Annotated in this window: 13 protein-coding genes, 1 pseudogene and 1 riboswitch; of the genes and pseudogenes, 6 read left to right on the forward strand and 8 right to left on the reverse strand. The window is 48.6% G+C overall.

The annotated features are described in order from the left end of the window. Nucleotides 1-7 precede the first annotated feature (7 nt). Nucleotides 8-3,253: a carbamoyl-phosphate synthase large subunit gene (carB, locus tag DTO96_RS06255; RefSeq protein ID WP_114562709.1), complete on the forward strand. Its 3,246-nt coding sequence runs from the start codon at nucleotides 8-10 to the stop codon at nucleotides 3,251-3,253. Between the two features lie 303 nt (nucleotides 3,254-3,556). Here the strand turns inward: carB and nagE are convergent. The 6 genes and pseudogenes from nagE to DTO96_RS06285 form a co-directional block, all read right to left on the reverse strand. Further along, nucleotides 3,557-5,038 (reverse strand): annotated as a pseudogene (gene nagE / locus DTO96_RS06260) (N-acetylglucosamine-specific PTS transporter subunit IIBC); the annotation flags it as partial. 171 nt (nucleotides 5,039-5,209) lie between these two features. After that, entirely contained in the window at nucleotides 5,210-7,756 is a 2,547-nt protein-coding gene (gene ptsP, locus DTO96_RS06265) for a phosphoenolpyruvate--protein phosphotransferase (RefSeq protein ID WP_114562711.1), read from the reverse strand. Between the two features lie 25 nt (nucleotides 7,757-7,781). After that, a complete protein-coding gene (locus tag DTO96_RS06270) occupies nucleotides 7,782-8,852 on the reverse strand; it encodes an SIS domain-containing protein (protein WP_114562712.1) in 1,071 nt (356 codons plus the stop codon). Then, nucleotides 8,845-9,957 carry an N-acetylglucosamine-6-phosphate deacetylase gene (gene nagA, locus DTO96_RS06275; RefSeq protein ID WP_114563951.1) on the reverse strand — a complete coding sequence of 371 codons (1,113 nt, stop codon included), beginning with the start codon at nucleotides 9,955-9,957 and terminating at the stop codon, nucleotides 8,845-8,847. The genes DTO96_RS06270 and nagA overlap by 8 nt, the downstream gene beginning before the upstream one ends. A gap of 97 nt (nucleotides 9,958-10,054) precedes the next feature. Further along, on the reverse strand, nucleotides 10,055-10,795 hold the full coding sequence (locus DTO96_RS06280; RefSeq protein ID WP_114562713.1) for a GntR family transcriptional regulator: 741 nt from the start codon (nucleotides 10,793-10,795) through the stop codon (nucleotides 10,055-10,057). A gap of 376 nt (nucleotides 10,796-11,171) precedes the next feature. After that, complete coding sequence (locus DTO96_RS06285) at nucleotides 11,172-11,666, reverse strand: 6,7-dimethyl-8-ribityllumazine synthase (RefSeq protein ID WP_114562714.1); 495 nt, start codon at nucleotides 11,664-11,666, stop codon at nucleotides 11,172-11,174. A 69-nt stretch (nucleotides 11,667-11,735) separates the two neighbouring features. Further along, nucleotides 11,736-11,879, reverse strand: a riboswitch (FMN riboswitch). A gap of 255 nt (nucleotides 11,880-12,134) precedes the next feature. Between DTO96_RS06285 and DTO96_RS06290 the strand changes: the two genes are divergently transcribed. Beyond that, a complete protein-coding gene (locus tag DTO96_RS06290; RefSeq protein WP_114562715.1) occupies nucleotides 12,135-13,382 on the forward strand; it encodes an MdfA family multidrug efflux MFS transporter in 1,248 nt (415 codons plus the stop codon). Between the two features lie 71 nt (nucleotides 13,383-13,453). On the opposite strand, the gene cyaY is transcribed toward DTO96_RS06290, so the two are convergent. After that, nucleotides 13,454-13,750: an iron donor protein CyaY gene (gene cyaY / locus DTO96_RS06295; protein WP_114562716.1), complete on the reverse strand. Its 297-nt coding sequence runs from the start codon at nucleotides 13,748-13,750 to the stop codon at nucleotides 13,454-13,456. Between the two features lie 66 nt (nucleotides 13,751-13,816). Between cyaY and lptM the strand changes: the two genes are divergently transcribed. From lptM to DTO96_RS06310, 4 genes are all read left to right on the forward strand, one after another. Beyond that, nucleotides 13,817-13,972: an LPS translocon maturation chaperone LptM gene (gene lptM / locus DTO96_RS12770; RefSeq protein ID WP_192878957.1), complete on the forward strand. Its 156-nt coding sequence runs from the start codon at nucleotides 13,817-13,819 to the stop codon at nucleotides 13,970-13,972. An 89-nt stretch (nucleotides 13,973-14,061) separates the two neighbouring features. Next, the gene (lysA, locus tag DTO96_RS06300; protein WP_373277832.1) at nucleotides 14,062-15,327 is read left to right on the forward strand and encodes a diaminopimelate decarboxylase; all 1,266 of its coding nucleotides are present in this window, start codon (nucleotides 14,062-14,064) and stop codon (nucleotides 15,325-15,327) included. Nucleotides 15,328-15,733: 406 nt separating this feature from the next. Then, a complete protein-coding gene (locus DTO96_RS06305; protein ID WP_114562718.1) occupies nucleotides 15,734-18,046 on the forward strand; it encodes a DNA translocase FtsK in 2,313 nt (770 codons plus the stop codon). Nucleotides 18,047-18,071: 25 nt separating this feature from the next. Next, a complete protein-coding gene (locus DTO96_RS06310; RefSeq protein WP_114562719.1) occupies nucleotides 18,072-18,437 on the forward strand; it encodes a hypothetical protein in 366 nt (121 codons plus the stop codon). A gap of 136 nt (nucleotides 18,438-18,573) precedes the next feature. Here the strand turns inward: DTO96_RS06310 and DTO96_RS06315 are convergent, their stop codons facing one another. Continuing rightward, nucleotides 18,574-18,930, reverse strand: a complete 357-nt coding sequence (locus tag DTO96_RS06315; protein WP_114562720.1) for a carboxymuconolactone decarboxylase family protein — start codon at nucleotides 18,928-18,930, stop codon at nucleotides 18,574-18,576. Between the last annotated feature and the right edge of the window lie 82 nt (nucleotides 18,931-19,012).

Consider the following 19,012-nt stretch of genomic DNA (forward strand, 5'->3'; position numbering starts at 1 on the left):
TAAAGAAATGCCAAAACGTGAAGATCTAAAAAGTATTCTTATCATCGGCGCAGGTCCGATCATCATTGGTCAGGCGTGCGAGTTTGATTATTCAGGTGCACAAGCCTGCAAAGCCTTGAAAGAAGAAGGCTATCGCGTGATTTTGGTCAACTCGAACCCTGCGACGATCATGACCGACCCAGAGATGGCGGATGCGACGTACATCGAGCCGATCACCTGGGAAGTGGTTGAGAAAATCATTGAGAAAGAAAAGCCTGATGCGATTTTGCCGACGATGGGTGGGCAGACGGCATTGAATTGCGCTTTGGATTTGCATCGCCACGGTGTTTTGGATAAACACAATGTGCAGCTCATCGGCGCATCGCCTGAAGCGATTGACAAGGCCGAAGACCGCATGAAGTTTAAAGATGCGATGACCAAAATTGGCCTCGGTTCAGCGTTGTCAGGCATCGCCCACACGTGGGAAGAGGCGCAAACGGTGCACGCGATGATCGCCAAAACCAATGACAATTCGGGCTATCCGATTGTGATCCGTCCATCGTTCACGATGGGTGGTACGGGTGGTGGCATTGCGTACAACAAAGAAGAGTTTGAAACGATTTGCAAGCGCGGCATTGATTTGTCGCCCACCAATGAGTTGTTGATTGAAGAGTCGTTGCTTGGCTGGAAAGAATACGAGATGGAAGTGGTGCGCGATAAGGCGGACAACTGCATCATCGTGTGCTCGATTGAGAACGTAGACCCAATGGGCGTGCACACGGGTGACTCGATCACGGTTGCGCCTGCACAAACATTGACCGATAAAGAATACCAAATCATGCGCAATGCGTCATTGGCGGTGTTGCGTGAGATCGGTGTGGACACGGGTGGCTCGAATGTGCAATTCTCGGTCAACCCTGATACGGGTCGCATGATTGTGATTGAAATGAATCCGCGTGTGTCGCGTTCGTCTGCATTGGCATCGAAAGCAACGGGCTTCCCGATCGCAAAAATTGCTGCAAAATTGGCGATTGGTTACACGTTGGATGAGTTGCAAAATGACATCACAGGCGGTCAAACGCCTGCTTCATTTGAGCCATCGATTGATTACGTGGTCACGAAAATTCCACGTTTTGCTTTTGAAAAATTCCCTGAAGCCGATGCATATTTGACCACGCAAATGAAATCGGTGGGTGAGGTGATGGCGATTGGCCGCACATTCCAAGAGTCTTTCCAAAAGGCTTTACGCGGTTTGGAAGTTGGCATCGATGGTTTGAATCCCGTCACCGATGACAAAGCCGACATCATCGCGGAAATCCGTGAGCCAAAAGACAAGCGCATTTTGTTCGTCGCGGATGCATTCCGCGTGGGCATGAGCGTGGACGAAGTGTTCAATCACACGAAAATTGACCGTTGGTTCTTGGTGCAAATCGAGGAAATCATTAAATTGGAAGCCCATGTGGCTCAAGGCACGTTGGTAGATTTGAGCGCAGATGACATGCGTGGTTTGAAGCAAAAAGGTTTCTCTGATCGTCGTTTGGCTCAATTGCTCAAAATCACCGATCAAGAGCTGCGCGCAGCACGTCATGCGCTCAATGTGCGTCCTGTTTACAAACGTGTGGACACGTGTGCGGCTGAGTTCGCCACTGACACTGCATACATGTATTCAAGCTACGATCAAGAATGCGAAGCGAATCCGACCAATAACAAGAAAATTATGGTTTTGGGCGGTGGTCCGAACCGCATTGGTCAGGGTATTGAGTTTGATTATTGCTGTGTACACGCGGCTTTGGCTTTGCGCGAAGATGGTTATGAAACCATTATGGTCAACTGCAATCCTGAAACCGTATCGACCGATTATGACACTTCAGATCGTTTGTATTTTGAGCCTGTGACTTTAGAAGACGTGCTCGAAATCGTTGCTGTAGAACAACCGATGGGCGTGATTGTGCAGTATGGCGGTCAAACGCCTTTGAAATTGGCTTTGGATTTGGAAGCCGCAGGCGTGCCGATCATTGGCACATCGCCTGATTCGATCGATTTGGCCGAAGACCGTGAGCGTTTCCAAAAATTGTTGCAAGACTTGAATTTGCTCCAGCCACCAAATCGCACAGCACGTGAAGAAGCTGAAGCTTTGCGTTTGGCGGATGAAATTGGCTATCCATTGGTTGTGCGTCCTTCTTATGTGTTGGGTGGTCGTGCGATGGAAATCGTGCATGAGCGTTCTGACCTTGAGCGTTACATGCGTGAGGCGGTTAAAGTATCGAATGATTCACCTGTGTTGCTGGATCGTTTCTTGGATGACGCGATTGAAGCGGACGTGGATTGCATTTGCGATGCCACAGGTGCTGTGTTGATTGGTGCGGTGATGGAGCACATCGAACAAGCGGGCGTTCACTCGGGTGATTCTGCGTGCTCATTGCCACCGTACTATTTGAACGCGGATACGATTAATGAAATCAAACGCCAAACGGCTGAAATGGCGCGTGCATTGAAAGTTGTGGGCTTGATGAATGTGCAATTTGCCATTCAACACAAAGATGGTGCAGACATCATTTATGTGCTCGAAGTCAACCCACGTGCTTCGCGCACGGTGCCGTTTGTATCGAAAGCGATTGGCCGTCCTTTGGCAAAAGTGGCGGCACGCGTGATGGCGGGTCAAACTTTGGCGCAACTCAATGCGACCAACGAAATCATCCCGCCGTATTTCAGTGTCAAAGAAGCGGTGTTCCCATTCAATAAATTTCCAGGTGTTGATCCTGTGCTGAGCCCAGAAATGCGTTCTACGGGTGAGGTCATGGGCGTGGGCACGACGTTTGGCGAAGCTTTGTACAAAAGCCAATTGGCTGCTTCAACACGTTTGCCAGCAAGCGGTCAAGTGTTCATCAGTGTGAAAAACAGCGATAAACCTGCCATGCGCAAAGTGGCGGCACAGTTGGTTCAGCTCGGTTACACCATTTGCGCCACTGGTGGCACGGCAGAAGATTTGCAAGCCGCGGGTTTCCCTGTGAAACGCGTGAATAAGGTCAAAGAAGGTCGCCCGCACATCGTCGATGCGATGAAAAATGGTGAAGTGGCTTTGGTGTTCACGACGGTGGATGAAACGAAAGATGCAATTGCCGATTCACGTTCGATTCGCACAACGGCTTTGGCACAACGCATCACCTATCAAACGACTGTGGCGGGCGCAGAAGCTGCGGTTGAAGGCATGAAGCATTTGCATGAAATCAAAGTGTATGATTTGCAAGGCTTGCACGCCAGTTTGAATCAATGACAATTGGAAGAGGCTGGGAGTTTTGATGTCAATCATGCCCACGTAAAAAAAGACCAACATCTGTTGGTCTTTTTTTATAATGAAATTCGTCAATAATTGATCGCACAACAAAGCTATAGGACTATATAGGGCTGTATTTGACGATTAATCCTTTGAAATTAACCTGCTGCGATTACTGCGATTAATTTCATGATGAAACAATACCAATCACTTTTGAGTCGTGTGTACAAAGCAAAGGCGCATCCTGTTGAAACAAGTGCCTCTTTGCTTCGTTCATCCTCAGTTGGTGATGAGGTTGTATTCTCGAATTTCTGTGGCCAAACTGTCTGCTTCTGGGCCAATGATGACTTGAACCGCATTTGTCCCTGGGCGCAACACACCTCGGGCACCCAAACGTTTCAATTCTTGATCGTTGACTTTATCTTTGTCAGCAACAATCAGGCGCAAGCGGGTGGTGCAGGCATCGACTGAAGTCAGGTTGGATTTTCCACCCAAAGCAGCCACATAATCGATGATTCTTTGTTGCTCTTTTGTCGTGTTGGCTTCGTTGATTGCTGTTTTTTCGGTTTGTGCACCGTGAGTGACATCTGCTGTCGAGGCTGAACTGGTGGAGGTTGCTGGCACGAAAGCGGGGGCAGAGATGGGAGCGGTTGTCCCTGCTGTCGTGGGTGCTTCAACGAGTTCACGTCCTAAAGTCATGAGGTTGAATTTTTTAATGGCAAAATTGAACAGGAAGTAATACACCGCGAAGTATGCAAATCCAATTGGCAACAACATCAATGCATTTTCACCTTTGCCCATGGACAATAAATAATCAAACAGGCCTGCTGAGAAACTAAAGCCCAATCGAACATGTAAAAGGTTCATGATGACCAAAGACAAACCTGTCAGCACAGCGTGAATGCCATACAACACGGGTGCCAAAAACATAAAGGCGAACTCAACGGGCTCCGTCACACCTGTTAAAAATGAGGTCAGTCCCATGGACAGCAGCACGCCGCCAACCATTTTTTTGTTTTCTGGACGGGCATTGCGGTACATCGCCAAGCAGGCTGCGGGCAAACCAAACATCATGATGGGGAAGAAGCCTGTCATGAATGAACCGGCAGTTGGATCGCCAGCAAAGAAACGGTGCAAATCACCCGCAATCGCTTTGCCTGAACCGTCTGTGAACGAACCAAAAACAAACCAAACAAAAGAATTTAGTACGTGGTGTAAGCCTGTGACCAACAACAAGCGATTTAAAGCACCGTATAAGAACAGACCAAGACCACCCGCACCGATGAGCCAGTGACCAAACGCGTCCAGGGCATTTTGAATGGATGGCCAGATAAAGCCGAGCGCAACACCAAAGATCACCGCGACCAAGCCCGTGATGATGGCCACAAAGCGTTTACCACCAAAAAATGCCAAATACGGTGGCAATTTGATGTTGTAGTATTTATTGTACAGGCCGCCCGCGGTCAGCCCCATGAGCACGCCCGAGAGCACGCCCATGTTAATTTTTTCATCAATGACTTTGAGTACAGCCACCAAAATCAATTGACCAATTGCCCCTGCTAAACCAGCGACACCGTTGTTCTCTTTGGCAAAACCGACTGCAATGCCGATGGCAAAAAGTAGGGGTAAGTTGCCAAAAATCGCATCACCCGCTTGTGCCAAAATTTTGATGTTTAATAAGTCAGGTTGCCCCAACCGCAGCAATAAACCTGCGATGGGCAGTACAGCAATGGGCAGCATCAAGGCGCGCCCCAATTGCTGTAGACCATTAAATGATATTTTCATGTCTATCTCCTAAAGGTGAACATAATAGTTAAAACTTTATTTTTTATAAAATACAGGACGCACAGAAAAGCTGGGTTTTGCATTTTTCGTGCTTCTTGTAAAAGACTGCTGTAGGGTTCGAAGTGACTCTGTTATCGGTATTGTGGGGTGGAGGGATGTTTTTTTCTTGATTTATCCTCCTTCCAGTGAGGCCAAAAAGGCATGCACGTTCTGGCGAACGTCTTGTGCAGAGTGCAGTGTTAAACAGGTTTTGACCAAGGTTTGGCACGCGGCAAGGTCAAGTCGTCTGACCTGCGTTTTGATGTGGGGCACATTCGCGGCCCCAACGGACAGTTCAGTGATGCCCAAACCAATCAATAAGGGGATGGCCAATGGTTCTTCAGCCAATGCACCGCAGACGCCCACCCATTTATTGTGTTTCGCTGCACCTTGGGTGGCAATCTGAATCATCCGCAGAACAGCAGGATGTAGGCCATCCAGGCGGCTGGCCAGCTCAGGTTGACAGCGATCCATGGCCAAAACGTATTGGGTCAAATCATTGGTGCCAACCGAGAAAAAATCGACGTGTTCACTCAATTGATCCGCCAGCAATGCGGCTGATGGCACTTCAATCATGACGCCCAATTCAGGTAAATCTGTGAGGCCGAGTTGAGTGGCAATATGAACCAGCCGTTCTCGCACCTGTTTGACTTCAGAGACATCGCTGATCATTGGCAACATGATGCGGCATGATCGGGTGGGTTTGACGTGGAGCAAAGCTTCCAGCTGGGCATCCAACATTTCTGTTCGCGCTAAACCCAAACGCACACCACGTAAACCCAAAGAGGGGTTCTCTTCTTTGGGCATCGAGACATAACTGAGTTCTTTGTCCGCGCCAATGTCAAGCGTGCGAATGATGACGGGCTTATCCACCATCGTGTCGACAATGGCTTGGTAGTGCGCTTGCTGTTCTTGCACGTTGGGCATGGTTTGACGGTCAGTGAACATCAGCTCGGTGCGAACCAAGCCGATGCCATCCGCACCATTGTTCATGGCTTCGCTGGCATCTTGAGTGTGAGCAATGTTGGCCGCCACTTCAATGGTGTGTCCATCGAGGGTCACCGCTGGTTGGTGGGCATGGCGTAATGCATTTTGTTTGAGTAGGGTCAGCTCATGCATGCGTTGTTTGGCTTGTGCCTGTTCAGCATCGCTGGGGTTGACAATCAAGTGACCTTGTTCCGCATCAACGATCACTATTTGGCCATTTTTTAACTTTAAAATTGATTCCCCAAGGGCCACAATAAAAGGAATACTCAGTGCACGAGCCAAAATAGAAACGTGACTGGTTGTGCCGCCTTTGGCCGTGACCATGCCTCGGATTTTGTTTTTTGAATGGCCACTGAGGGTCGATGGCCAGATGTCATCCGCCAAAACAATGACGTCATCAGGCCAATCGGTGTCATCCATCGGGTTGTTGTGGGCAGGTGCCAAGGCGTTTAGTATCTGTGAAGCAAGGTCTTTTAAATCGCTTGCACGTTCACGAAACAGTGCCAAAGCAGATCGTTCAAGTTGATCCATCAATGTTTGTGTTTCTTGGCGAACGGCGATGCCTGCTGTGTGTTGATTGCGAATGGCTTGGCGGATGAGGTTTTGCCAAACCTCGTCTTCCAACAGGCTCAGGTGTGCCGCTTGAATGTCTTTGAGCGCAGACGAATGACTGGAAGCCATTAATTCGTTTTTAACTGAAGCCAATGCATCATCAAGGCGTTGCAATTCATGCTCGACACTGACAAATGTTTCATTGAATTGCGGCCATTCTGTGCGCAGATGCATGATTGTGCCCAAAGCCACGCCACGGGAGGCAACCACGCCTTGGCATGCCGTGTCTTGTAGAGGAGAGCAGGTGTGTGCTGGCAATGTTTCGCTTGAGTCATGAATGACATCGGGTGCTTGCTTTGATTCATCAACGTGTTCAATGATGTCAATCATGGCCGCAGCGGCTAGAGCCGCATCAGTGCCTTCAGCCGACACCATGATGTGTGCATGCTCAGGAATGCTCATCATCAGAATGTCTAAAGTGCTCTTGGCGTTGGCTCGCGCACTTTGGTAGTGCAGTTGAATGTTTGAGGCAAACAGCTTTGCCGTTTTTTGCACCAAGGCTGCCGGGCGTGCATGTAAGCCATTGCGGTGTTTGACCATGGCCACCACCTCAACATGGGTTGATGGGTTGGCTGAAGGGGCCGATGCTTGTGCTGTGGGCGGAAAGTGATCGAGTGTTGCACCAACATACACGCCTGTGGGCATGGGTGTGCTCACATTGAAAGGGGCGACACGGTCGTAATGCCATTTAAACTCGTCCGAATTGAGCAATACAAAAATCACCAATGTACTCGGTACAGATTTCTTTAAATAAGCCAGATCAAAGTGGATGAGTGGATCCCCCGCTTGCACCGACTGATCCAAAGCAACTTGAGGTTTGAAACCTTGGCCATTCAGGGTCACGGTATCCACGCCGATGTGCATGAGCACCTCTGCGCCCGTGGATGACACCAGTGTGATTGAGTGCCCTGTGCTGGCAAGTTGTTTCACAACCCCATCGAAAGGTGCATACAGCACCCCCTCAATGGGATTGATGGCAAAACCCGTACCCAACATTTCTTCCGCAAAAACGGGGTCGGGTACTTGGCTCACGGGCAGCAACGTCCCTGTGACTGGGGCAATGAGTTGTAATGTGGTCATGCTTGTCTCCTTTTTTTTAATGTATTTAATGTGTTTGCGTGACCTTGTTTAAATAAAGCGGGCGATCTGGATCCATGTCTCGATGCAGGGCGAGTTCTGATAAAAACACATAAAAGCGTTGCAAAGCCGCGATGGGGGCTAACGTTGAACACAGAGGCGTTTTTCCATCATGGGCATCCAAAATCATCACGCCCGCACGCACCAGTGAATCAAGTACATGTGTTTCAGTTGCACACACAGCCAAAACATGGGCCCCACGCGCCCGCATTTCGATTGAAAAATCAATCAATTGCTGTTGCTCGGGTCCAGGGGTGATGAAGACCACGACGGGGTAGTTGGCTTCAATCAATCGCATCGGGCCATGCCGAACCTCGGCAACACTGAAGGCCTCAGATTGAATGGCACAGGTTTCTTTCATTTTTAAGGCCGCTTCGAGCGCAATGCTGTGTGATAAACCACGCCCAATAACAAACACGCGTTTGGCCATGCCGAAAACATCCAGTACCCGATTGGGCACGCTTTGCACTGGGTGTGTAAATTGATCGACCAAGGAAAGCAATGCCTCAAGCATCTGTTGATCGTCTCGCCACACAGCGACAAATTGAGCGGCTAGGGTCATGATGCCCAGACAGCTTTTGGTGGCTGCAACACTCAGCTCTTGACCAGCATCGATGGCCCAAGATAAATGGGCTGCTTGTTCAAGCGCACTGTTGGCTTGGTTGACGCATGCGATGGTTTGCGCCCCGTGTTCACCCAAATGGGTCAATGTGTCAACCAAGTCAGGGCTGGCACCCGACTGAGAAAATCCAAAAGCCACAGAAGATGAGACCTTGAGCGGTGCGTGGTGCAGCGTGACCAAAGAAGGGGGGAGGGACACTGTTAAAATCCCCAATTCTTGCATGACCAAATAGGCAAAGTAATGTGCTGCATGGTCAGAACTGCCACGGGCAACCGTGATGAAAGAGCTGGGATGCAAAGCTTTAATCACATCAACCAAAGCGGAGGTGTGTTTGATATTGGCCAATTGCCCTTTGAGCATGTCACTCGCTTGCAACGCTTCACGGTGCATGTGGGTGGTTGGGTGTGTATTAGGCATGAGCCTCTCCTCGGGTGTAGACGGTGTGTAAGTGAAGGTCTTGGTCAATGACAACAATGTCAGCAATCGCTTGTTCGGTCAGGTGGCCTCGGTCATGCAAACCTAAATATTGAGCGGGTAAAGCCGACAGGCGTTGCGAAGCTTCGGCGACCGACAGGCCGATGCTGTGTAAGTTTCGGAGGGCATCGATCATGGTCAAAGTGCTGCCAGCCAAGGTGCCGTCTTTAAGGCGAACGCCGCCCAAACACTTGTTCACCTCTTGAGAGCCGAGCATGTACATGCCATCGGGCATGCCCGTGGCTGCGGTGCCGTCGGTCACGCAATACAGATGTGGAATGGCGCGCAAGGCGACGTGGATGGCCCCAGGATGAACATGCAATAAATCAGGAATGAGCTCTGCGTAGTTCGCATGAGCCAATGCCGCACCAACCATGCCTGGTTCGCGGTGATGCAACGGTGTCATGGCGTTGAACAAATGGGTAAAACCACTGACGCCGTGCTTGAGGGCATTGACCCCATCCTCATACGAGCCATGTGAATGACCAATTTGGACGCGAATGCCCATTTGGGTCAAATGTTCAATCAAGTGTCGGTCGCCCACACATTCAGGTGCCAAAGTCAGCACACGAATGGGAGTGATGTCATTCAGATGCAAAATTTCTGCGAGCACAATGTCTCGAGTCCACGCAGGTTGTGCGCCCAATCGGCCTGGATTGATGTAAGGGCCTTCGAGGTGAACACCCAATACTTCTGCTTGGTCTTTGTCGATTGTTTGAGACAGGTGTTGTTTGATTCCTGTCAGAACCTGCTCCAGTTCTGGCAATGGGGCGGTCATGCTTGTTGCTAAAAAACTGGTTGTGCCGTGCTTGATCTGATGCCGCGCGATGTGTGCCAAACTGTCTCCGCCTGACATCAAATCAACGCCTGCGCCGCCATGCACATGCAAATCAATGAATCCTGGGATGAATTTTAGCTCGTCTCGCCTCATCACCATTTCTTCACTGATGGGGGTGCCACGGATCTGGGTGACCTGTGTGCCTGTGATGGTCATTGAGCCTTGCAGCCATCCTGTGGGGGTTAATATGTCACCCGTTAAGTTAAACATCGCCTGCTCCTTCTTCTCTTTTTTAAACACCATTTTTTGGTGGTTTTTTTTGGTGGTTTTTTGTGATTTTTTGACACATTCAATCGGGATGAACATGTTATAAATTTCGATTCAACTCCACGGTGAAGTCATAAAAATCACTGCGGCAATACGTGGTTGAGTATTCAATGATTTGGTTGTTCTGATCAAAACCGATGCGCATCACCTGCAAGACCGCTTGTCCTACAGGAATTTTGCAATATTTGGCCACCTGCTCTGTCGCATTCATGGCCAATATGTGTTGCTGAGCACGCACCAGACCATGACCAATGCCATCCAAATAGTCATATAAAGAACCCATGATTTTTTCTGGTTCAGGCACCACCGAGGCGGGCAACACATTCACTTCGTAAGCAATGGGTTTGTTTTCCACAACCCGTTGACGTCTGAGCCGAAGCACAGGAACGTCCAAAGCAATCGATAATTTCAGTGCCTCATCTGCTGTGGGGACATCAATTTTTTTACTTAACCAAACGGATTGTGGATGTAAGCCCCTGTTTTTAAATGCTTCAGTAAAGCCTTGTAAACGTCCCAAAGGTTGTTCATAACTGTGTTTGACAAAAGTCCCCGCACCACGCCGGCGATAGGCTAAACCTTCCTGTACCAATAAATCGTAGGCGCTTCGGGTGGTGACCCGTGACAGCTTTAACCAACCTGACAGCATCCGTTCAGAAGGCAGCGCCTCGTCAGAGGTCCACCAGCCTTCACGAATGGCCAGACCCAAATTAACGGCCAATTGCACGGCAAGGGGGGTCTTTGAATCATGATTGATTCGTAACGTGTCGTAGTTGCGTTTCATGAGGCGCTTTCATATCGGCAAAAGTGAACAAGGCGAGCAGGCGTTGGACGGCTCTTGGAATGCATTGTGCGCATTCATTCAAGTTTAGGCAATACCAATTTTTCAACAGCTTATTTTTTATTTTTTGTAATATATTGTTTTTAAATGATTATTTTTTTATTGGAAATGCATGTTGCCGACTAATTTTATATTGTGATTAAAAATCAATTACTTATGTTTAATACCACTTTATCGGGTCTCTTCACGCTTTTTTAGTTTAAATGGGCAAAATAAGGTCATTTTTTAATAGACAAAGGTCAAGTGCACATGTCAAGTGCACATAAAAAAGCCCCAGTGAAACACACTGGGGCTTTTTTATGGCATCAAGGAGGGGGGCTCATAAGGCGTGCAAACTGTACACGGTTTGCACACACGCACGTGCCGCTTCAGCGCCTTTTTCAACAAAGTGGGCATGATAAAAATCAGTGTGCTCACTGTGTTGGTGAAAGTGGTGTGGGGTCAGCACAACCGAAAACACGGGCACATCGGTGTCCAGTTGCACACGCATCAAGCCATCGATCACGGCGTGAGCCACGAAATCATGGCGATATAAGCCACCATCGACGACCAGACCACAAGCCACGATGGCGTCGTATTGTCCGCTGAGTGCGATTTTTTTGGCATGCAGGGGAATTTCAAACGCACCGGGAACGTGGATGATGGTGAGTACGTCGGGTGCGATGCCTTGGGCGGCCAGTTCATTTTCAAAGCCCATTTGTGCTTGTTGAACGATGTCGGCGTGCCATGATGCTTTGATCATGGCGATGCGCAGGCGTGGTGCGGGGTGGGACTGTGCAATCGTAATTGCAGTGGGTGTGGACAGCTGATTCATGGTCATCCTTTGATGGCGATTAACAAGAATCAGGGCGCGCGAAAAAGCCACCAAGTGAATGGTGTTGATGCTCAATCTCTTTTATCCGGACTTTAACCGTCGGCTCTGGATTTGAACCAGATCTGCTGACCTCATGCGTGGCATGAGCGCTCGCGGGCTTCTGTGTGAACAGTTACCGCCGGTGGGGAGTTTCACCCCGCCCTGAGAATGGTGCTGAACAATTGGGTTCAGCGGTGTCATTGTAAACGGGATTGGACTTTGCTGCTGAGGTGGTTGAGAGGTGTTGTCGTCATTGGTTTGTGAATATAAATGACCGAAATAGAGCCATTTACAGTCATTTTCATGGACTATGGCGTGGTCGCAGGCTCATTGCCAGTCCTGTCGTGTATCATGATGACCGATGTGTGTGGTGTTACAGATTGACCCCACACCGTGATGAATTTTTTATTTTTATGATATTGATTGTTTATGCAGCCACCGATTAGCACGTTAACCCGCAAAACCTTATTGTTCCCCTTGGCTTTGGTGATTTTTGAATTTTGTGTGTACATCACCAATGACTTGATTCAACCCGCGATGATCGTCATCACACGCGAGTATGGCGTGGATGCCACGTGGAATGCATCGGCCATGAGCGCATTTTTATTTGGCGGTGTGATTTTGCAATGGCTTTTTGGCCCATTGTCGGATCGCGTGGGGCGGCGCAAGGTGCTCTTGTCGGGCGTGGCCTTCTTTATTGTGAGTTGTTTGGCGACACTTTGGGCGAGTGACATTCATCGCTTTTTGGCTTTACGGGTGTTGCAAGGGGTGGCTTTGTCCTTCATTGGCGCAGTTGGGCATGCGGTGATTCAAGAAGCGTTTGAGGAAAAAACGGCGGTGCAAATCAGTGCGTTGATGGCCAATGTGGCGATGATTGCACCGTTGGTGGGGCCTGTAGCAGGTGCGGTGTTTGTGGATTATTTACCGTGGCGTTGGGCATTTGTGATGATTGCTGCGGTGTCATGTGTGTCTTGGTTGGGTTTGTTTCGCTACATGCCCGAAACAGTGAAGCCTTCAAAAGAAAAACTACCCATTAAACAAATTGCCTATGATTTTTGGCACTTGTTGTCGAATCGACATTTCATGCAAACCACGGTGTCGATTCCTTTCATGAGCATTCCGCTGGTCAGTTGGATTGCGCTGGCGCCGACGATTGTGATTTCAGATTTTCATTACAGCAGCTTGGCGTATGGTCTGATGCAAGTGCCTATTTTTGGTTTTTTGATTTTGAGTAACATTGTCTTGGCGCATCGGGCGAAAGTGTGGCGTTTGGGTTCATCGGTGCATTATGGTTATGTGTTTTTCTTGCTGGGCTGGTTGCTGATCGTATTAGGGGGCGCGGGTGTGCAGCCTGTGATGATGCTGGTGCTGGGGATTTGCTGTTTTGCTTTTGGCGAAGGGATTGCGATGTCGGTGCTGTATCGTTTTGCCATGACGGCTTCGGATCGACCGTATGGTGTGACGTCATCGGTGATTGGGATGCTGCACATGTTGGGTTATGCGCTTGGTGTTGAAGTGTTTAAACATGCGTATTTTGCATGGGGTGTGATGGGCTTTGCTTTGTGCAGCACCGTGTGTCTTTTGATTTATATGGGGTTGAGCCGAGGGGCTGTGGCGCATGCGATGATGTTGCGTTTGGATGGGGAGGGCGATGCAGCGGTGACCGCATCGCATTAATCATTGAGTATTGATTTCTGATGTTGTTTGATGTCGTGGCTTGATTGTTGGTTTGATTGGTGGTTTGATCGTTAAGCGGTCAATAAAGCCAATGCACGTTCGAGGTAAACCCAAAAATCAGCACCGTCACGGGTGTTGACCCAAGTGCCGTCAGCGAATTTAAAGTGGTAGCCACCTTCGCGTGAAGCAAGCCAGACTTCATTCATGGATGCTTGTTGATTGACGATGACTTTCTGACCGTCGTCATTTTCGATTTCGAGCACTGCGCCGTGAGCCAGGACGTCTAAATCGGCTTCTTTTGCTTCGATGTGTTCGCCGATGGCATCAAATAATACTTTTACTTGTTGTAGGAATTCAGTTTCCGTCATAATAGACCCTTTGTTGAAATGCGGATGTATGGCGCATTGGACTGTGCGCGAATGTGAGGATTATATATGAGAACGGTGATTCGATTGGCTGTGTTGTTGGGCGCGACAGCGATGCTGTGCACGGCTTGTGGCTATAAAGGCCCGTTGTATCTGCCTACGACGGAACCAACCATCAGCAAAGCACCCGTGACGGCATTGCCATCCGACACATTGAAGAAATAAAAAACACCTGTTAAACATCTGTTTTTTAAAAAGAGCGGACTTGTTTCGCATTTCCCTAATTTTTTAATCTATTTTTAGAAGTTGTGATGATGACTACGCCTTACCCAAACCCGACCTTGCACCTCGAAAACAATGCATTGATGTTGGAAAATGTTGATTTAAATGCTGTGGCACGTGTGCATGGCACGCCTTTGTATGTGTATTCCAAAGCTGCTTTGCAATCGGCGTGGGATGCGTGGCAAGTGCCTGCGGATCGTCCGATTCACATTTGTTATGCGGTCAAAGCCAATTCAAATTTGGCCATTTTGAGTTTTTTTGCCAAGCAAGGTGCTTTTTTTGACACGGTGTCGATGGGTGAAATTTCACGTGCACTGGCTGCGGGTGCGCCTGCGCATCGCATCGTTTTTTCGGGTGTGGGCAAAAGTGTGGCGGAAATTGAGTTCGCTTTGACCGAAGGCATTCATTGTTTTAACGTCGAATCCATCACGGAGTTGGATCGCATTCATGCCGTGGCCACACGTTTGGGTAAGCAAGCGCCGATTTCATTGCGCATCAATCCTGATGTGGATGCCAAAACCCACCCATATATTTCGACGGGTTTGAAAGAAAATAAATTTGGCATTGACCACACTGAAGCTTTGGCAGCCTACATGCATGCCGCGACTTTGTCGGGCTTGAGCATTGTCGGTATTGATTACCACATTGGTTCGCAACTGACGTCATTGACACCTTACCTTGATGCACAGAATCGTTTATTTGGCCTCATCAAGCAGTTGAGCGATGCGGGCATCACATTGACACACATTGATTTGGGTGGTGGTTTGGGCGTGCGTTATCGTGATGAAGTGCCACCGACAGCGTCGTCATTGGTTGAGCAGGCTTTGGCTGGATTGCGTGAAGCGGGCTTCAATCATGCGTTGATGTTTGAACCGGGCCGCTCTTTGGTGGCGAATGCCGGTGTGATGTTGACCGAAGTGGAATACATCAAACCGACGCAGCATAAAAATTTCGCCATTGTTGATGCAGGCATGAACGATTTGATCCGCCCAGCGTTGTATCAAGCATGGATGCAAGTGGTCAATACGGTTGAGCGCGACACAGCGACCACCACTTATGACATCGTTGGCCCCGTGTGTGAATCGACCGATTGGTTTGCCAAAGACCGTGATTTGGCTGTGGAGGCGGGCGATGTGCTGGCGATTTTGAGTGCTGGCGCGTATTGCATGACCATGGCTTCGAATTACAATTCGCGTCAGCGTCCCGCAGAATTATTGGTTGATGGCGATACGGTGCATGTGATTCGGACGCGCGATGTGCTGGCATCATTGTGGGAAAATGAGCATATTCCTGTTTAAGTAAGGTTTACTAAAGCTTTTGAGGGTGAGGCATTCATTTGACTGACTCAAGTGTTGCTTTTTGACTTCAAAAAAACAATAAAAGTTGAGCCATTTTTTTAAATGCGCTCAACTTTTGTTTTTTTAGAAAATCCTTTTCAGGCAGTTAAAGTGCCAATCTTTGATGGGCCTCAATAGAAATGCATTTGTATAAAAAAACAGAAATTGGCTTTTTGAGTCGTTATGGGTAAGGTGTTTGGAGTGTGCATGGGTGCGAAATAGGTGTGCACATGCCTCAATGTGGGAAATATCCTATAATTTCTCGTTATCTGGCACAAGTACACGCGCTATCGCGTTAAAATGACTGAAATATGTGAACGGGCGTCATTATTTGTACGCCCATTTAAGTTGTATAGGATATCGTTTCATGGCCACAAAACCCGAAATTTTTAAAACCCCCTCTTTGTCTGAGCGTGCGAGCCAGCTGATGCGCGAAATGAAGTGGGTCTTATTTGCCATCTTAGGTGCCGCTTTGCTGCTGATGTTGCTGTCGTATGACACCAAAGATCCCGCTTTCAATCATGTGAGCAGCCAACAAATCACCATTCACAATTGGGTGGGGGCGCTTGGTGCATGGGTGGCTGACATCATGCTGTATATTTTTGGCTTGTCTGCGTATTGGTGGGTGGTGTTGTGTGGCTCCATCATCTGGTTTGGTTACCGTCGATTTTTACACCTCAGTCTGTTTTCAACGAAAGAGCGTGGAGACATTCAAATTGAAGAATCGCGCGATAAATTTTTGTTTCGTGCTGGTTTTGCTGTGTTGCTGTTTGCCAGCATGGGTTTAGAAGCCCGTCATATGGCAGGGTGGACGAGTAATTTACCGTATAAGGCTGGTGGTGTGCTGGGCAATATGCTTGCAGGTGGCTTAACTTTGGTGGTCGGGCAGGTGTTCACGACACTGTTGCTGTTGTTTTTATTCTGTGCGGGTTTGAGTTGGTTTTTTAATTTCTCATGGTTGAGTGTGTGCGAGCAGATCGGTGCTGACATTGAGCATGCCTACGCTGCCATCATGGGCTATTTTTCTGCCAAAGAAGATGAAAAAGTTGGTGAAGTGGTGGCTGCACATCGTGAGAAAATTGTGGAAGAAGAAAAGCAACGGATTGAAACCGCTCCACCCGTGATCATTGCCCCTCCTGCGCCGCCCGTTGTCCAATCAGAGCGGGTGCAGAAAGAAAAGCAAGTGTCTTTATTCAGCGACATGAACAACACGACTTTGCCAGAACTGTCATTGTTGGATCCTGCCGATGCCCATCAAGAAACAGTGTCAACCGAAACGCTGGAGTTCACATCTCGCCTCATCGAGAAAAAATTGCGTGATTTCAACGTGGAAGTCAAAGTGGTTGCCGCTTATCCAGGCCCGGTGGTGACGCGTTACGAGATTGAACCTGCCACGGGGGTCAAGGGCAGTCAAATCGTCAATTTGGCCAAGGATTTGGCGCGTTCATTCTCAATGACTTCCATCCGTGTGGTTGAAACGATTCCAGGTAAAACTTACATGGCTTTGGAGTTGCCCAATCCCAAAAGACAAATCGTTCGCTTATCTGAAATCATTGGCTCTCAGCTGTTTTTTGACTCAAATTCTCCTTTATCTGTGGCCTTGGGCAAAGACATCGGCGGCAAGCCTGTGGTGGCAGACATTGCAAAAATGCCTCACTTATTGGTTGCAGGCACGACAGGTTCAGGTAAATCGGTGGGCATCAACACCATGATTTTGTCATTGTTGTACAAAGCTGAACCCAAAGATGTGCGTTTGATTCTAATCGATCCGAAAATGTTGGAAATGAGTGTCTATGAGGGCATTCCACATTTGCTCTGTCCCGTGGTCACGGACATGCGTCAAGCTGCACACGCCTTGAACTGGGCGGTGGGTGAAATGGAAAAACGCTACAAACTCATGAGTAAGTTGGGCGTGCGTAACCTTGCGGGTTACAATAAAAAAATCGATGACGCCACCGCAAAAGAAGAGCATGTGCCTAATCCATTCAGCCTCACACCCGATGCACCTGAACCGTTGGGGCGTTTACCAAACATCGTCATTGTGATCGATGAGTTGGCCGATTTGATGATGGTGGTGGGTAAAAAAATTGAAGAATTGATCGCGCGCATCGCACAAAAAGCGCGTGCGGCAGGCATTCACTTGATCCTCGCCACGCAGCGCCCAAGCGTGGATGTGATCACGGGTTTGATTAAGGCCAACGTCCCGACACGCATGGCTTTTCAAGTGTCGAGTAAAATTGACTCTCGTACCATTCTTGATCAACAGGGTGCAGAAGCTTTACTGGGGCAAGGTGATATGCTGTATTTGCCCTCGGGATTGGGCATGCCGACTCGCGTGCATGGTGCTTTTGCTTCCGATGACGAAGTGCATCGTGTGGTCGAAAATTTAAAATTGAATGGCGAACCCGATTACATTGATGAAATTTTGAATGGTGGCACAGAGGGGGATGGCGAGTTTGGTGACAGTGAAAGCGGGGCGGAGGAGGCCGATGTGTTGTACGATCAAGCCGTGGCTTTGGTCATTAAAAGCCGTCGTGCATCGATTTCATATGTCCAACGCGAATTGCGCATCGGTTATAACCGTTCTGCACGGTTATTGGATCAGATGGAAAAAAGTGGTGTGGTCAGCAGCATGCAAAGCAATGGCAACCGCGAAGTGCTGGCCCCATCGCATGAATAGAGGGTTGAATGAAATGGAAATTAAGATGAACTCACACCTATTGAAATGGTTGATGTTTGCTGTCATTGTGTCGTTGATGGCCACTGTGCATGCACAAGCTCATGTTGAATACCCAGAGGTCTCCCCTGCTGTTGGCTCAAATTCGCATGCTTTGATGATGAAGCCTGAGGACTTTCCAAAAACACAAACCACTGCTCCTGAAAAAGTTCAGAAGCAAACACACATCAGATCACAAATCCATCGTACTCAAGCCCCTCGACAAACCAAACGCCGTACCCATCTTTCCAGCCATGAGCGGATGCATCGCAAGGGGCACGCAGTTTCGACCATGGCCATGCCTTGTGCACCTGTCAAACCTGTTCAGACCGATGTGTGCAGCATGCCAAAGTGAGCGTAAGCTTGTAAATGGTGCTGATGGTGTTGATTGATGGTTGATGGCACTTAAAATCACAATAAACAAGAAAGCCAAGCAGAGGTGCTTGGCTTTCTTGTATCAAAAAATTAGGTTTGATGTGATTGAGATTCGATTATGAAGCCAAATGGCTGAATTCCTCCCATGCCGCCATGGTATTGGCTGCATACATCAATGATGGCCCGCCACCCATATAGACAGCCATCCCCAGTGTTTCCTCCACCTCTGCTTTGGTTGCACCCAAGCGAACCAAGGCTTTGGTATGAAAGCCAATGCAAGCATCACAACGCACTGCAACACCCAAGGCGAGGGCAATCAATTCCTTGGTTTTTTTGTTTAAAGCACCTTCAGCCGTTGCGGCTTGGGCAAGTTCCCCAAACGCTTTCATGACATTGGGTGTATCGGTGCGTAAGCTGTTGAGGTGTTTATTCACTTCATTTGTGAGTTCAAGGTAAGATGGGATTTGACTCATACAATGTCCTTAATGCAAGTTTAAATTCTTAAATTCATCATTGTGGTCATGACCCTATTCATGAGCACAATTGTGCCGTTGA

The sequence above is a fragment of the Ephemeroptericola cinctiostellae genome, assembly GCF_003339525.1.
GTDB lineage: Bacteria > Pseudomonadota > Gammaproteobacteria > Burkholderiales > Burkholderiaceae > Hydromonas > Hydromonas cinctiostellae.

Coding starts and splice junctions, on each gene's coding strand:
- carB (WP_114562709.1), top strand. CDS start 8: ATGCCAAAACGTGAAGATCTAAAAAGTATTCTTATCATCGGCGCAGGT.
- ptsP (WP_114562711.1), bottom strand. CDS start 7,756: ATGACCACATTACAACTCATTGCCCCAGTCACAGGGACGTTGCTGCCC.
- DTO96_RS06270 (WP_114562712.1), bottom strand. CDS start 8,852: ATGCCTAATACACACCCAACCACCCACATGCACCGTGAAGCGTTGCAA.
- nagA (WP_114563951.1), bottom strand. CDS start 9,957: ATGTTTAACTTAACGGGTGACATATTAACCCCCACAGGATGGCTGCAA.
- DTO96_RS06280 (WP_114562713.1), bottom strand. CDS start 10,795: ATGAAACGCAACTACGACACGTTACGAATCAATCATGATTCAAAGACC.
- DTO96_RS06285 (WP_114562714.1), bottom strand. CDS start 11,666: ATGAATCAGCTGTCCACACCCACTGCAATTACGATTGCACAGTCCCAC.
- DTO96_RS06290 (WP_114562715.1), top strand. CDS start 12,135: ATGCAGCCACCGATTAGCACGTTAACCCGCAAAACCTTATTGTTCCCC.
- cyaY (WP_114562716.1), bottom strand. CDS start 13,750: ATGACGGAAACTGAATTCCTACAACAAGTAAAAGTATTATTTGATGCC.
- lptM (WP_192878957.1), top strand. CDS start 13,817: ATGAGAACGGTGATTCGATTGGCTGTGTTGTTGGGCGCGACAGCGATG.
- lysA (WP_373277832.1), top strand. CDS start 14,062: ATGACTACGCCTTACCCAAACCCGACCTTGCACCTCGAAAACAATGCA.
- DTO96_RS06305 (WP_114562718.1), top strand. CDS start 15,734: ATGGCCACAAAACCCGAAATTTTTAAAACCCCCTCTTTGTCTGAGCGT.
- DTO96_RS06310 (WP_114562719.1), top strand. CDS start 18,072: ATGAACTCACACCTATTGAAATGGTTGATGTTTGCTGTCATTGTGTCG.
- DTO96_RS06315 (WP_114562720.1), bottom strand. CDS start 18,930: ATGAGTCAAATCCCATCTTACCTTGAACTCACAAATGAAGTGAATAAA.